14 protein-coding genes are annotated in these 14,340 nt (G+C 38.7%); 8 read left to right on the top strand and 6 right to left on the bottom strand.

Annotated elements, in window-relative coordinates:
* Window positions 1-222: 222 nt before the first annotated feature.
* Window positions 223-534: a hypothetical protein gene (locus tag RF53_RS08650; RefSeq protein ID WP_039037334.1), complete on the bottom strand. Its 312-nt coding sequence runs from the start codon at window positions 532-534 to the stop codon at window positions 223-225.
* 109 nt (window positions 535-643) lie between these two features.
* On the opposite strand from RF53_RS08650, the gene nhaR reads away from it, so the two are divergent.
* From nhaR to RF53_RS08635, 3 genes are all read left to right on the top strand, one after another.
* Window positions 644-1,537: a transcriptional activator NhaR gene (nhaR, locus tag RF53_RS08645; protein WP_039037333.1), complete on the top strand. Its 894-nt coding sequence runs from the start codon at window positions 644-646 to the stop codon at window positions 1,535-1,537.
* Window positions 1,538-2,055: 518 nt separating this feature from the next.
* Complete coding sequence (locus RF53_RS08640) at window positions 2,056-3,030, top strand: DUF1852 domain-containing protein (RefSeq protein ID WP_039037332.1); 975 nt, start codon at window positions 2,056-2,058, stop codon at window positions 3,028-3,030.
* A gap of 31 nt (window positions 3,031-3,061) precedes the next feature.
* On the top strand, window positions 3,062-4,102 hold the full coding sequence (locus tag RF53_RS08635) for a methionine synthase (RefSeq protein WP_039037331.1): 1,041 nt from the start codon (window positions 3,062-3,064) through the stop codon (window positions 4,100-4,102).
* A 504-nt stretch (window positions 4,103-4,606) separates the two neighbouring features.
* Here the strand turns inward: RF53_RS08635 and RF53_RS08630 are convergent.
* Entirely contained in the window at window positions 4,607-5,413 is an 807-nt protein-coding gene (locus tag RF53_RS08630) for a collagen-like triple helix repeat-containing protein (RefSeq protein ID WP_006793257.1), read from the bottom strand.
* A gap of 910 nt (window positions 5,414-6,323) precedes the next feature.
* Between RF53_RS08630 and RF53_RS08625 the strand changes: the two genes are divergently transcribed.
* A complete protein-coding gene (locus RF53_RS08625) occupies window positions 6,324-6,995 on the top strand; it encodes a haloacid dehalogenase type II (protein ID WP_039037330.1) in 672 nt (223 codons plus the stop codon).
* Window positions 6,996-7,069: 74 nt separating this feature from the next.
* Here the strand turns inward: RF53_RS08625 and RF53_RS08620 are convergent, their stop codons facing one another.
* Window positions 7,070-7,936, bottom strand: coding sequence for a LysR family transcriptional regulator (locus RF53_RS08620; RefSeq protein ID WP_039037329.1), 867 nt, complete (start codon window positions 7,934-7,936; stop codon window positions 7,070-7,072).
* Between the two features lie 114 nt (window positions 7,937-8,050).
* On the opposite strand from RF53_RS08620, the gene RF53_RS08615 reads away from it, so the two are divergent.
* The 3 genes from RF53_RS08615 to RF53_RS08605 all read left to right on the top strand — a co-directional run bounded on the left by RF53_RS08615 (window position 8,051) and on the right by RF53_RS08605 (window position 9,739).
* Window positions 8,051-8,551, top strand: coding sequence for a lactoylglutathione lyase family protein (locus RF53_RS08615; protein WP_008130525.1), 501 nt, complete (start codon window positions 8,051-8,053; stop codon window positions 8,549-8,551).
* A gap of 198 nt (window positions 8,552-8,749) precedes the next feature.
* Window positions 8,750-9,193 carry a GNAT family N-acetyltransferase gene (locus RF53_RS08610; RefSeq protein ID WP_039037328.1) on the top strand — a complete coding sequence of 148 codons (444 nt, stop codon included), beginning with the start codon at window positions 8,750-8,752 and terminating at the stop codon, window positions 9,191-9,193.
* Between the two features lie 57 nt (window positions 9,194-9,250).
* On the top strand, window positions 9,251-9,739 hold the full coding sequence (locus tag RF53_RS08605; protein ID WP_039037327.1) for a GNAT family N-acetyltransferase: 489 nt from the start codon (window positions 9,251-9,253) through the stop codon (window positions 9,737-9,739).
* Window positions 9,740-9,947: 208 nt separating this feature from the next.
* Here the strand turns inward: RF53_RS08605 and RF53_RS08600 are convergent, their stop codons facing one another.
* The 3 genes from RF53_RS08600 to RF53_RS08585 form a co-directional block, all read right to left on the bottom strand.
* On the bottom strand, window positions 9,948-10,154 hold the full coding sequence (locus tag RF53_RS08600; protein WP_006793268.1) for a zinc ribbon domain-containing protein: 207 nt from the start codon (window positions 10,152-10,154) through the stop codon (window positions 9,948-9,950).
* 334 nt (window positions 10,155-10,488) lie between these two features.
* Window positions 10,489-11,178, bottom strand: coding sequence for a hypothetical protein (locus RF53_RS08595; RefSeq protein WP_039037326.1), 690 nt, complete (start codon window positions 11,176-11,178; stop codon window positions 10,489-10,491).
* A 1,115-nt stretch (window positions 11,179-12,293) separates the two neighbouring features.
* Window positions 12,294-12,974, bottom strand: a complete 681-nt coding sequence (locus tag RF53_RS08585) for a hypothetical protein (RefSeq protein WP_039037324.1) — start codon at window positions 12,972-12,974, stop codon at window positions 12,294-12,296.
* Window positions 12,975-13,081: 107 nt separating this feature from the next.
* On the opposite strand from RF53_RS08585, the gene RF53_RS08580 reads away from it, so the two are divergent.
* A complete protein-coding gene (locus RF53_RS08580) occupies window positions 13,082-13,957 on the top strand; it encodes a LysR family transcriptional regulator (protein WP_039037323.1) in 876 nt (291 codons plus the stop codon).
* Window positions 13,958-14,340 lie beyond the last annotated feature (383 nt).

Genomic DNA, 14,340 nt, shown 5'->3' with positions numbered 1-14,340 from the left:
GCTTTAAAAAGTAAAATACTAAAGCCGCACACTCATTATTAGTGTGCGGCTTTTTTAATTAAAGTGTAACGAGGGGTTACAAAGCGTTCGATGGGTTCATTGCAACAAAACCCAACAAGAAAATACTGCTCAATGGTAATAATTGAATCGTTTAATACTAAACATAGCTTAGAATTAGAGAGGCATTAAAAAAGTAGCATCCTTGCTACTACAAGTGCGATATTAAGAGCTTGGTTGCGAAGGTTGATACTTATTAACGAGAATGTGCTGCAAACTTTTAAGTGCCCGCTTTATCGCTTGCAGCATACTTCGTCCTTTTGTATGTACATTAATACTGGGTAGCCCAGGTAAAAGAATATTAATTTTGCACTGCTGCAAAGTGCCATGGCGATCACTCGAAAGATCATTTATTTGAATTTCCACTTTGCGAATATTTAAAGCATGTTTTGCCAATTGTGTTTTGATCAGCTTTAAAAGCGACATCTTTTCACTTGCGTTAATTATCTTGTTTTTAACTGTAAGTTTTAGCTTCATGAAATTACACCTTTTAATAGTACCTATGTTGCAGGCATGACTGTAATCTACTAACTTAGAGGCAAAGGAAAAAGCTGATTATTTCTTACTTTAAAACAGGTATTTTCGAATGATTACCAACATCAACTACAATCACTTATATTATTTTTGGCAGGTAAGTAAGCACGGCAGTATTGCAGCGGCGAGTAAAATACTTAATTTAACGCCGCAAACGGTCAGCTCACAAATTACTAACTTAGAGCAACGACTAGGAAAACCACTGTTTGTTCGCCAAGGGCGAGGCCTACAGTTAACGGAGTTTGGCCATGTTACACAGCAGTACACCAATGATATGTTTGCTATTGCCCACGAATGGCTCGAAACCACGCAAGGTGATGCCACGCACTATTCACGAACGTTAAAGGTCGGTATTTCAGATGTGTTGCCCAAATCACTGGTGTCAAAGTGGCTAGCCCCTTTAATTAATAACGACCGTATTACCAACTTACACTGTATTGACGGTCAGCAAGATGAACTGCTTGCACAAATGGCGATTCATAAGCTCGACTTAGTGCTAGCCGATAAACCGCTCGATACCACTTTATCGTTTAAGGCGTTTTGCCATGAAATAGGCAAAAGCCAAATTGCTCTTTTTGGAAACAAAACATGGCATTCGCAGTTACATAAGCAGTTTCCGCAATCTTTAAATAACAAGCCTTTAGTGCTGCCTGCAAAAGAAAGCCCCGTTGCGCGTGCTATGTATTATTGGCTGCAAGAACACAAGATTGAAATGACAATAGCTGGCCATGTTGACGACAGCGCATTAATGAAGTCGTTAGGTGAACAAGGGTTTGGCATATTCCCTGCGCCTATTTCGGTAAGAGCCGAAGTAGAGCGTCACTACGACGTTAATTATATTGGTACAATTGAAAATGTTTATCAGCATTATTATGCCTTTACGCCCGACAGGCTTATTAAAGACAGTATTTACGATGAATTTATAAAGCACGCTCAAACAACGTAAGCTTAGCGCTACTCGTCACGTAGTTATCAATGTGTTTAACTAAGCGCCCTATTTTTAAATACTACATTGTATTTAAAAAATAAACATTTCCTCATTTAGCTTTATATTAAATTTTTAACGTGGGTTGTGACTTTTAAGTCATTAAATTAATTAGACTTTATTAAATAGCATACCTAGCAGTACAAACGATAAGCACGTTCTAAAAGCATTGAATATTATTCAGGTTTTATATGAATAAACTGCATAGCTTACTTTATTAAATAGAAATCTAGACGTCTAAGTTGAGTTTTACCCCTCATCAGCAACTAATCAATATTGCTAACTTAATGAATTCACTCAAGCGTGAATCTGTCTCATGTTTTACCTGAAATAAACCCGTTTTTCTTCATGCTACATACCGCGTATAAATTCATTAACTCTGCAAAGCACCATTACAGTTATCCCGTTAGTTTGGTTTTAACAGCGAGTAATGTGTCATTGATAAAAGCAGTAACAACTCAAATTGAAAGGATACGGCTATGAGCACTGATCTTACATTTACTATTAAAAGCACTAACTTGGATGAAAACTACCATCCGTCAAATAACACACGAATTACGACCAATTTCGCTAATTTAGCTAGGGGTGAAAGCCGCCAACAAAACCTGCGTAATACCCTAAAAATGATCAACAATCGTTTTAATGCACTGGCCAGTTGGGATAACCCACAAGGGGATCGTTACGAGATTGAGCTCGAGATCATTTCGGTTGATTTAGATATTACTAGCAGTGGCCAGGCATTTCCGTCAATTGAGGTATTAAAAACCAATATTATTGACCGTCAAACCAACGAGCGAATAGAAGGCATGGTGGGTAATAACTTTTCATCGTATGTGCGCGACTACGACTTTAGCGTGTTACTACTTGAGCATAACAAAAGCAAACCGCAATTTAGCATTCCCGATAACTTTGGTGACTTACACGGCAAGTTGTTTAAATGCTTTGTAAACTCAAATACCTATAAACAGCACTTTAAAAAGCCACCGGTTATTTGTTTAAGCGTGTCTGATAACAAAACCTATCAGCAAACCGAAAACTTACACCCTATTTTAGGCGTAGAGTATCAGCCTAATGAGTCGTCGTTAACAGAGCGATATTTTAAAAAAATGGGCTTACAAGTGCGCTACTTTATGCCACCAAACAGCGTTGCGCCGTTAGCGTTTTACTTTTTTGGTGACCTACTTAACGACTACAGCAACCTTGAACTAATTAGCACCATTAGCACCATGGAAACGTTTCAAAAAATTTATCGTCCAGAAATTTATAACGCCAATGCCGCCGCTGGTAGCCGTTATAAACCGAATTTAAAAAATGACGACCATTCATTAACGCAAATTGTGTATGACCGCGCAGAGCGAGGTCAATTAGCGGTTGAGCAAGGCAAATTTACTGAGCAGCACTTTATTAAGCCTTATCAGTCAGTGCTGCAGCAGTTCTCAGCAAGTATCGCTTAATCACACAACAAAATTAAAGGCAGCATTTATTATGAAAAAACTATTACCCACATCATCAGCAGGCAGCTTACCAAAACCGTCATGGCTTGCTGAGCCCGAAACCTTATGGTCACCATGGAAATTACAAGGTAGTGAGCTGGTTGATGGCAAACATGACGCCCTGCGAATTGCTCTGCACGAGCAGCAAACCGCAGGCGTAGATATAGTCAGCGATGGCGAACAAACCCGCCAACACTTTGTAACCACCTTTATTGAACACTTAAATGGCGTTGATTTTGAAAACCGTAAAACAGTTAAAATTCGCGACCGCTACGACGCCAGCGTGCCCACAGTGGTTGGCCCTGTGTCTCGCACGAAATCGGTATTTGTTGAAGACGCCAAGTTTTTACGCCAGCAAACTAGCCAACCAATTAAATGGGCACTGCCTGGGCCAATGACCATGATCGACACCCTGTATGACGATCACTATAAAAGCCGTGAAAAACTAGCGTGGGAATTTGCTAAAATACTCAACCAAGAAGCCAAAGAGCTAGAAGCCGCAGGGGTCGATATAATTCAATTTGATGAACCCGCTTTTAACGTGTTTTTTGACGAGGTAAACGACTGGGGCATAGCCTGCCTTGAGCGAGCTATAGAAGGGTTAAAATGCGAAACCGCCGTGCATATTTGTTACGGCTACGGCATTAAAGCCAACACCGATTGGAAGAAAACCCTCGGCACCGAGTGGCGACAATACGAAGAAGTATTCCCTAAGCTGCAAAAATCGAATATAGATATTATTTCGCTCGAATGCCAAAACTCACATGTACCTATAGAGCTACTCGAACTCGTACGCGGTAAAAAAATAATGGTAGGCGCAATCGATGTAGCCACCAATACCATAGAACCCCCCGAAGAGGTGGCAAAAACCCTACGCGAAGCGCTTAAATATGTAGATGCTGACAAACTCTACCCCTGCACCAACTGCGGTATGGCACCCCTGCCCCGCGACATCGCAAACGGTAAACTTAACGCCCTAAGCAAAGGCGCAGAGCTAGTACGTAACGAGATCTTAGCAGCGAATGTCGCTTAATTTTTAGTTACAGCTGCTGCAAAAAAGCCACACTTTAAAAAATGTTGAGGTGTGGCTTTTTTAATCAAAATGTAACGGGGGTTTACAGCTGAATTTAGAGGTGAAAGATATCAGGAGAAAGGTCTTAAGTTCGTTGAATATTGGTTGGGTTGAGTGCAACAAAATCTAGCGTAATTAAATAAACTTAACCAAGCCGCTAGTTTTTTCAATGGGCTGGAGAGTGCCATCAGCAGACAGGTAGAAGCTATAATATCTGAAGTTTAGATTTACACTTCTAGCCTCTTTGGTTCTTCATTTTTAAACTCCGAAAATAATTTTTACTTCAGTTTAGATGTTGGAAATCCAATTACTTATTAAGTAGAAAGTCGGAAAAAGATGAATTGCTAATACATCAGGTTTGAAGTGCCACTTTGCTCATCACTTTCAGATTCAACGATGCTCCTGATGAGCATTGTTGAACCTAACTTTATTGTCGTGCCCCCTCGTATAAAAAGTTTTAGAGCACTACTCGCAAACACTAATGACGCCAATATATATCGGACTATTTTGAATATTTGCCGAAGCGAAACCTATTTCTTCAGTTTGAAATCCGGAAAACTCTGTCGCACTGTCTATCTCAAATCCCACATCACGCAGCAGTTTACAATTCAAAGAGTTGTCAGTGCCGTCCTCTACAGAGTAAAACGCGCCAGTACAGTTATTATCTGATAAGCATGCATTTTGACATTGTTCAAAACCAAAATGTGCATCTTCTGCTGGATCTGCTGAATATAATGCAATTGCAAGCATATGCCTAACATTATAAGCCACTGCATTTTCTGCTTGTAGTTTATAAGACCCTCCAGGGGTACTTTCCCATTTCCATAGCCCACAAGGATCTTGGATAGGATCTGCTGCTAAATTGTCTAGTGCATGCCAATTGCCGTCGACGGTCGCATTTTCATAGTCCTCACTTGAACCTGTAAACAATGTAATGCCTAATGCAAATGCAGAAGAATAGGATTGTCGAGTGTGTTGATTTGTTATTGTTTGCGTAGTGCTATTTACAAGAGTATTTGTGGGGCTTAAATCTATAATGGTACGACAGTCATATACATCGATAACGCCGTCGGAGTTTGTATCTTCATCAGGCATGGTTTTATTTCCATCTTCATTTAAATCCCAACAACTCAGCCCTGCTATACCCTGAGGACCAGGCTCTCCCTGAGGACCAGATTGCCCCTGTGCTCCGGAAACTCCATCATCTCCCTCGAGTTCACACCCAACAATAAAGAATGTTAAAAACCATATGGTTACTACCTTATATTTCATAATAAGAATCCAACGATAAAGACAATACTTATTTATAGTTCAGTTTATAAAATTAATATAGTTTTCAAAATGTATAAGAAACAAAAGAATCCAAAGGGGTCAAATCTTGACTCCAGACATCAAGTTTATTGACTGTCCAATTATCCTTATTTTGCTTATTAGACAAAGCTTAAGGCTATAATGTAAACCAGTAACCCCCTACTTTTAGCTATTACTTAGTTTGATTTCTAAATTGTATTTATAAACTCAACAGCCCTTCTGCCCTTCCTAAAGCAACGCGAATGTTTCTGATTTGTTCGCGCTGCTGATTAATTACTTGATCAAAAGCCACCACACTATGCGGTATTTTTAACCAAACCGTAACGGGGGTTTACAGTATTCAACTGAATGCAAAGCTGTTTGTTTAGCAAAAAATTACTATTGCTATAGCCTTGTATAAAAGCACTGTGATTAAGGATTATTTTTTGGTTTTTTAATTTATATTCAATGTGGTCGCTATATTGTTTTGAAGTGCTATTCTGATATATCAATTTGAACCAAAGGGGTCAAATCTTGACTTCAGATATCAAATTTATTGACTGACCCGTTATCCTTATTTTGCCTATTAGATAAAGTCTAAAGCAATCAGATAAATCAGTAACCCTCTACTTTTAGCTATTATTTAATTTGATTTATAACTAGCACTTATAAGCTCAACAGCCGTTCCAGCCATTCTAAAACGAGCGAGTATCTCGGGTTTGAAAGCGCTGTTTCCTTAATTAAAATGTTGCGGGGTTTCTGTTAGCGTTTATAGCGTGGGTGTTGTTGCTGTACCTTATTATATAACAAATCAACAACGTTGAGCGGTCGTTCAAAGTAAGTTAAGCTCGAAACAATTAGGCTACAAGTAATTTAAATTTTGGGAGTAAACATGGCAACCACACTCGCATTTGACGTATACGGCACGCTAATAAACACCCACGGCGTACTATCTTTACTTGAAAATATGATTGGCAATAAAGCGCAAAACTTTTCAAATACATGGCGTGAAAAACAGTTGGAGTATTCGTTTAGGCGCGGCTTAATGCAAAACTATGTTCCGTTTTCAGTGTGTACTAAACAGGCGTTAGACTACGCTTGCCTAGCGCATAAAACACCACTCTCTGATGATCAAAAACAGCAATTGCTTGAGCAATATAAAATTTTACCCGCTTTTGACGATGTTAAAAAAGGGCTTGAGCAACTTAAAGCACAAAATTACCGGTTGTTTGCATTTTCTAATGGCGCTGCTGATGCGGTAAATACCTTGCTAGAAACGGCAGGCATAAGTGATTATTTTGAAGGTGTTGTAAGCGCCGACGATATGAAAACATTTAAACCAAACCCAGGTGTTTACAGCCACTTTTTACGCGAGGCAAATTCAACGGGTGCAAACACGTGGCTTATTTCGAGTAACCCGTTTGATATAACCGGCGCTATTTCGCATGGCATGCGCGGTGCGTGGATAAAGCGTTCTGAGGATTCTATTTTTGATCCATGGGAAATTCAGCCAACCACCACTGCAACCGATTTAGTTGATTTAAAAGCCAAATTAGTAAGTTAAAAACGAGCCCCTTTTTTGAGCCTTATCAAAAACCAACGCTGTAAAGGGGCTTTACGGGCGCAGTTATAAGCGCCCTAGCCTGATTTTATTGCTTCAATTACTGTATTCATGCGTTTTGCCATTGGCCTATTACGGTGATGGCACACATAAATATTTTCGCTAATCGGATTAGCTAAATGGTGCGTTTTAATAAGCGCAGGTTTATTAAATGCGCTAACAGCATGCGCAGGTAAAACCGTAAAACCCAACCCTAGACTTACCGGCTCGAGTATTAAACTTATTTGGTTAGAAAACCCCGTTTGCTTAATTTGATCAACATGTTCAAACTCACTGTAGTTTTCGCTAAGTAATAGCTGCGCGTGGTGTTTTGCATCGGGGTGGCCAATAAAGCCAAGCTCACATAAAACCTCCCATGTTGGGTTTTTAATATGTGCAGGGGTTACTAATAATAAAGCTTCTTTACCTATTTTGTGGCTAGTAACTTCGCTAAGGGTTGGCGCTTGAGTTAAAAAGCCAATATCGGCACTATGATTGGCCACCGCTTGTTCAACACTGGTATTTGGAGCAAAGCGGTAATCTATAACTAGCTCCTTGTGCTCTACTTGCAGTGCTAATAGTTGATTGTAAAACTTTAGCCCACAACTACCAGGCGATTGTATTTTTACTAAACCGCTGTAAGGCGAGTCATCTTTTAATTGTTGTTCTAAAAATTGCCATTCTTTCAATAATAAACTGCCTTGCTGATACAAATTTTGCCCATGTACGGTAAGGGTAAATTGTTTGCCGTGGCGCTCTAATAGCGCGCAGTTTACTTGCTGCTCTAGCTTTTTAATATGCTGACTTACGCCTGATTGGGTCATAAAAAGGCGCTCGGCGGTTTGGGTAAAATGATTTACCTCAACTAACGTGCAAAACGTGTTTAACCATATCGGGTTTATCATTACAAAACATACTCAAAATGATGATTAATGATAATTTTACTTAATAACACCTGGTTCGTAAACTAACTCCATCAACTCGTTACAAAACAAGCCACACGTTAAAGAGGACAGATTATGAGTCATACATATCCACGTAGTTTTTCGCACATTGGTATTTCAGTACCAGATGTTGAAAAAGCCGTAGAGTTTTACACTAAGGTGATGGGCTGGTACACCATAATGGAGCCTACCGTGATCACCGAAGACAACAGCCCCATTGGCGAAATGTGTACCGATGTATTTGGTCCAAATTGGGAAAAATTTAAAATAGCGCACCTTTCAACAGGCGACCGTATTGGGGTAGAAATTTTCGAATTTAAAGACCAAGAAAACCCTAAAGACAACTTTGAATACTGGAAAACCGGTATCTTTCATTTCTGTGTACAAGACCCAGATGTAGAAGGCTTAGCGGATCGTATTGTTGCAGCAGGTGGTAAAAAACGTATGCCAGAGCCACGTTACTACTACCCTGGCGAAAAGCCATACCGCATGATCTACATGGAAGACCCGTTTGGTAACATCCTTGAGATTTACAGCCACAGCTACGAGCTTATTTACAGCGCAGGCGCTTACTAAACATAGCTAATCTAAAAAAGTTTAGCTAAAAACAAAGGCCGCAGTATTTATTACTGCGGCCTTTTTGTGTTAAATCGGCTTGTAGATTATTAGTTTGGCTAATTTAGGGGGTTATAAAAATCAATCTCTTCATTTGATTGATTATAGGTACGTACATTGATAGCTTACTCATTCACAAAGTTGTAAAAAAGGAAAAATATGAAACTGTCATTGGAAGACATCAACGCTGATAACTACGAAGCCATATGCGAATTGGATGTTACTAAAACACAAGAGGAATACGTAGCATGTAATATGTGGTCGTTAGTAGAGGCGCACTACAATAGCGGGTATTCCTGTAAAGCTATTTACTTAAATGGTGTACCAGTAGGCTTTTTTATGTGGGTACAAGAAACCCCTGCAAAGGTTTCTATTTGGCGCTTTATGGTAGATCAAACTCATCAAAATAAAGGCATTGGGCGCAAAGCACTGGCTATGGCAATTGAAGAGATTAAAGCAACTCCTAAGCTTGAACAAATCGAGATTTGTTATAACCCGCAAAATCCTGTTGCTAAAAACTTTTATACAAGTTTTGGGTTCGAAGAAGTTGGCCTCGATGAGGATGACGACGATATGTTAGCGGTTATTAAAATTAGCCGTTAACTCATTGATAAGTAGACCGCTAATTTTAAGGAATAATAATAGTTGGAAGGGAATACTGTGATCATAAGATCATTTTCAGAGAACGATTTTTTAGCCGTTCAAAATATTTATCAGCAAGGTATTGATACCGGCAACGCGACCTTTCAAACTGAAGCGAAAAGTTGGCAACAGTGGAATAGTTCTATGCTCAACTATTGTCGTCTTGTAGCAGTTGAGGATGAAAAGGTGCTTGGCTGGGCCGGGTTATCTGCCGTTTCTAGCCGTGAGGTATACTCAGGCGTTGCCGAGGTAAGTGTATATGTTGCAAACCAAGCCCAAGGTAAAGGTTTAGGGCACGCATTGCTTTGTGCACTCATTAATGAATCAGAAAGCAACGGTATATGGATGCTACAAGCCAGTATCTTCCCTGAAAATACTAATAGTATTGCTTTACATGCTCGCAATGGTTTTAGGCAGGTTGGAAACCGAGAGAAACTAGGTAAATTGAATGGTGTGTGGCGCAATGTAATTTTAATGGAAAGGCGCAGCGCCATAGTGGGTTTATAATCACACAAACAGCGCAATAACTACGTATGTGCCTTTGACTAGTATTAAACCATATTAGCGGCCATTGTGGCCGCCGAAAAAACTAATCAATAAAGCAAAATATCTTGACAATTATTATCAATATTCTAGGTTATCAAGTGACTGCTGAGTGCTATGAGCAGACATCGAAGGTTTTTAATGTCTGAAGTCAAGATTTGATCCCATTCACTTAATTAGTAAATAAATCAAATACATTACCTAGCGTACTAGCTTTACCACGATAAAATTCAGTGTAAGTACAATTAGAACAAATAACTGCTGTAAACTTGCGATTTTGCATATCAAAAACTTTAGACCAACCACTACCTGTGGTAGCAATTGTATCTGTGTCGTAATCAGTACAATCACATTTCGGGCATTTCCAATTCTTCGACATAGTAACTCCTTGTTTGATGAAAACACTAATACTTATAAAAAGCCTGTAGAATAACTCGTTTTTTATTTGTTTTCGTTAGTGAAGCAACCATAGCCGAGTTCCTATTTTGGTTCAATCAGTTATCGCTATTTTACATCAAATATAAGATGACAATGTGTAGTTGTTTTAATTGGCGTTTAGGAAGGAATTGCGGCGTTTGCGTGGCTTTATTTTAGGTTAAAAGGGCTTTCCCTCATACATGCAGCCTGTATAAAAGCCGAGAAAGCCGAGGGGCAAATCTTGACTGCAGACATTATGAAGCACGAACAAAGCCAACTGTTTTTTGTCCACGCTTTTAATTTGCCTTGTTAGCAATACATTGCACACGTTTCATATAGCCATTCTTAGTTAAAACCTGAGAGCCCGATGGATAACTATTAATAAGAAGAGCGCCACTTTCCAGATGCCATGTTGATACGGGCATACCGACTAAGCTATATAACTTTTCAATTTCAAAATCTGAGTTTATGAAATGAATATCACCATAATTCCACGATAAATGGGCTAAGCCTGATGTGACAACTAAACCGAAAGGCATTTCAAAAATATCTTTTACATTCATACGCTCGATGAGTGTGATCTTATCGTTTTCATCGATTAAAAGTAACTCACCTCCGAATTCACCATTATTACTAGCTGTGATGCTCTTTTTCCCCAAGTTTATAACTACATGTGGCTGTATTATTTGGTGCTCAATAGCCGTTTTTTCATCGGAGTAAGGTGAGCTTCTAGGAAAAGACTTTTTGTACTTACCTGTCGCTCTATCCAAAAGTTCAAGCTTCCATATTCTTGGCTTTGAATCATTTTGTGTAGATTCAAGAAACTCTTTTACGCCAACCTCTGTAACCTCACTTTTAACAGTACCTTTTAATACTGTTTTATTCAGATGTTTAGTAGGTTCATAAGAGGCACAATTTATCTTTTCGAATACATTAGCAAATGAATTGAAGGATAATATGAGTGCAATAATGGTAAAGTATTTCAAGAAACATCTTTGTTATTACTAACAGTTTTATTAGAAGACACTTTCCCTATTTTAGCGCGAAAACATCCTAATGTTGTGAGCTCATATTAATAACAAATACTATAAGTTATTACCAGATATATATATTATGCTTTCTGTAGCTTATATAAACATGTAAAAAAGAGGAAAGTTTCCTCTTATTATTACTAAACAAATGATGACTCAACTGAATGACTGCTTCTCGCTCATTACCGAGGCTCAGCTAAGTGCCATTAGCAGACATCGACTTTAATGTCTTAAGTCAAGATTTGACCCCATTCACTGAAAAGCATAACACCCTACATAACCAGCGTTGGCCGCTCTTGCCAATGTCCGGTTAATGTTTTTGTTAGCTTTCGTTGTTTAAACATCCTTTGGTTCCTTCAACAATTTCCAAACACTCACCGTTAACACTACAATGAAAACTGTTGGCAAATATACTCCGAACAACTGAAAAAATGACAAATGCTCATAATCTATGAACAAGATTTCTGACGCAATTCCCGAAAAAATACTTGAGAGAAACAGTCCCAAAAATGATAACAATAATAATTTCGAATTGCCTGATTTCATTTTTCTATGATATTTGACTGCGCCAATGAAAAGAATTATTGCGCACACTATGACGATAACAGCATCCAAGATGTAAAACGAATACTCCAGCAACGTTAAGCCATACATTTCGAGTAATATTTTTTCAAACATTTCCATTAGCGCGAAGTTTTCCTCAAGATAAATAACAATTTAATAGTGCGCTCATCGCGCATATTTCTGCCGACGCCATGCTCATTTTTCTACATTATATAGTTTTAACAAATTACCTAAGGTATTACTATCACTAAGTTTTCTAAATTTTTTAGGTAGAGTTAATAGAACCAATATGCGCGTGTCGCTCATTTTCATGAATGTATGCGCAAAGCGTAGTTTACCCAATCAATTAACGACGATATTTGGCCAGTATCAATGACCGCTCCTCGCTCATAACAGCCAGTCATGCATTTATAATTTTTCCATCTAAACGCTAACTTCAGGTATCAGCCACTACATGTCACGCTTCAATATTGAGCAGTGGCTGTCATTGTATATAAGGTTATAGATTAATTAACTGCAAAATCGCGAGTTTCTAAATAGCTTGGGGCGCTTTTAAAGCAGGCCTTCAGCTTACTTGCAAGCGCTGTGGTTACTGGCGCATCACACTTTAATTCTCCGTTATATTTCCCGTTAGTTAGTGCTACTAAAATTAACGAGTCATAGCTTGGTTTACTTTGTATTTTATGAATAACCAACCCTCGCCATGCAGATAGCTTTATTAAATCAAACTCTGCTTTTGTGGGTTTTGTTACAGCGAGTTTTTTAATATACAGCGGGTTTTTAAAAGTCAGCTTTGTCGAAAACAGAGCCGTGCCTCCACGCTCAAAATGGCCATTAAACACAGTGGTATTTAATGTGGGTGTCAGCTTATTTATTAATAAATTTAAATCAAATTTAGTGGGTAAAATGGTGATCTGAGATTGCTTTTTTAGTGATTCGTTTAGTGCATTTTTGATTATTTTAAGGTGGGTGTCATCTGTAGTTACTTCGTACACTATTTGGTAGTTGTGTGGGGGGGCGTATAAAGGCATGTGGCTGGCAAGTACTTTATCGCCGGCTAATATAAGCGCCATGCCATGAAACCCCACATAGCTGTGGGCTTTATGTGTGTTGTGTGCCTTGTGCTGAGAGGGGCTTGCAAGTGCTGCGCTCGACAATAAAATAAAAAATAGCAGTATGTGTTTCATGTTAATGCTCAAAAATAAATATAGCGCCACTATAAGCTGATTTTTATATACAAATAATCGATAATAAGTTGTTAGTTGTTTCCTTTTAATCAATACGGTTTGGTGCTATGCATTTAGATGACATTGAAAAAGTAATCCATATGGCGAGTTCGCAAAACCTGCACACAACCGCTAAACATTTAAATATTACCCCAGGGGCGCTGTCTAAAACGCTAAAAAAGGTTGAGGCAAACTTAGCCACGGAGCTGTTTAATCGTGTTGGCAAAACCTTAGTACTTAATGATAAAGGCAAAGAGTTTGTTAAGCACAGTAGCGATTTAGTTCATAATTACCAGCAGCTTATTAGCCGCTTTAAAAGCGATAATCATAAATTTAATGCAGTTATTGCAGGCCCTGCAATTTTACTTAAAAGTGGCTTAAAAAAGTTACTTCCCCCCCTTAGCAACCTGCCTTGCTCGGTACGTATTAATAATGTATCTGAAGGTGAAGCTATAAGCCAAGTGGCGTCGGGCGCGGCGCATATTGCGCTAGTTACTCGCGAGGCACTAAATAACAGCTCACATACTAATTTAGTGGCGGTTGATGTATTTAATACTGGGTTTAGTGTGGCTGGGTCCGCTGATCATCAGCTAGTACAAACTGGTTCTTTAACGCTTAATAAAAACCAATTACTGCACGCAGCTTTTGCATGCCCGCTGTTTTCGCCATTGTGCGGCCTTGAACAAGGAATAGGCTCCGACGGCTGGCAAGACGATATTGCACCGCGCAATATTGTATTTAGATGCAGCGATTACAGTGCATTAATAGAGGCAGTACAAAGTGGCTTGGCGTTGGCGTATTTACCAAATTTTGTGATTGACGATTTCGGGTTTATAAAATTAACTGTAAAGGGGGTTAACAGTCATTACAGTGAAGACATTGTGTTAATTTATAAACCATCGAAGGCTGATGGGTGGCTTAATAAACTTATGTATTCGTTATAAAAAGCGCTTTAGCCACTACACTAAAGCGCTTTAGGATGAAAACTACATTACAAAATAGCAAGGTGGTTAAAAATACTAACCCGCAATAATACTTAATTACTTTGCGGGGCTAAAGGTGGAAATACCTGCGTAAAAAAACTCTTATTTACGACTGCACAGATGCAGAAGGTAGAGCAAAGCAGGAGCAATTGCCGAGAGCAACTAAATAACAAATATTTTGGCTGTCTATCAACACGTTTTTCCACATTCAAGTAGCACACTTAATCAAGCGAAATGGTACAAGTACAATTAACCGACAATACAACAAAGTAAATTATGTTATATTATAACAAAAATGATAGCACAATAAATTAATAAGCAATACTTTTTTTTATTCCTACAAA

Source organism: Pseudoalteromonas sp. ECSMB14103, from assembly GCF_000813065.1.
In the GTDB taxonomy this organism is placed as follows: domain Bacteria; phylum Pseudomonadota; class Gammaproteobacteria; order Enterobacterales; family Alteromonadaceae; genus Pseudoalteromonas; species Pseudoalteromonas marina.
The sequence above is the reverse complement of the archived record's forward strand: the minus strand, read 5'-3'. Positions and strand labels throughout refer to the sequence as shown.

What these genes read in the sequence shown, in the direction of transcription:
- RF53_RS08650 (WP_039037334.1), bottom strand. Translation starts at nt 534, where the DNA reads ATGAAGCTAAAACTTACAGTTAAAAACAAGATAATTAACGCAAGTGAA.
- nhaR (WP_039037333.1), top strand. Translation starts at nt 644, where the DNA reads ATGATTACCAACATCAACTACAATCACTTATATTATTTTTGGCAGGTA.
- RF53_RS08640 (WP_039037332.1), top strand. Translation starts at nt 2,056, where the DNA reads ATGAGCACTGATCTTACATTTACTATTAAAAGCACTAACTTGGATGAA.
- RF53_RS08635 (WP_039037331.1), top strand. Translation starts at nt 3,062, where the DNA reads ATGAAAAAACTATTACCCACATCATCAGCAGGCAGCTTACCAAAACCG.
- RF53_RS08630 (WP_006793257.1), bottom strand. Translation starts at nt 5,413, where the DNA reads ATGAAATATAAGGTAGTAACCATATGGTTTTTAACATTCTTTATTGTT.
- RF53_RS08625 (WP_039037330.1), top strand. Translation starts at nt 6,324, where the DNA reads ATGGCAACCACACTCGCATTTGACGTATACGGCACGCTAATAAACACC.
- RF53_RS08620 (WP_039037329.1), bottom strand. Translation starts at nt 7,936, where the DNA reads ATGATAAACCCGATATGGTTAAACACGTTTTGCACGTTAGTTGAGGTA.
- RF53_RS08615 (WP_008130525.1), top strand. Translation starts at nt 8,051, where the DNA reads ATGAGTCATACATATCCACGTAGTTTTTCGCACATTGGTATTTCAGTA.
- RF53_RS08610 (WP_039037328.1), top strand. Translation starts at nt 8,750, where the DNA reads ATGAAACTGTCATTGGAAGACATCAACGCTGATAACTACGAAGCCATA.
- RF53_RS08600 (WP_006793268.1), bottom strand. Translation starts at nt 10,154, where the DNA reads ATGTCGAAGAATTGGAAATGCCCGAAATGTGATTGTACTGATTACGAC.
- RF53_RS08585 (WP_039037324.1), bottom strand. Translation starts at nt 12,974, where the DNA reads ATGAAACACATACTGCTATTTTTTATTTTATTGTCGAGCGCAGCACTT.
- RF53_RS08580 (WP_039037323.1), top strand. Translation starts at nt 13,082, where the DNA reads ATGCATTTAGATGACATTGAAAAAGTAATCCATATGGCGAGTTCGCAA.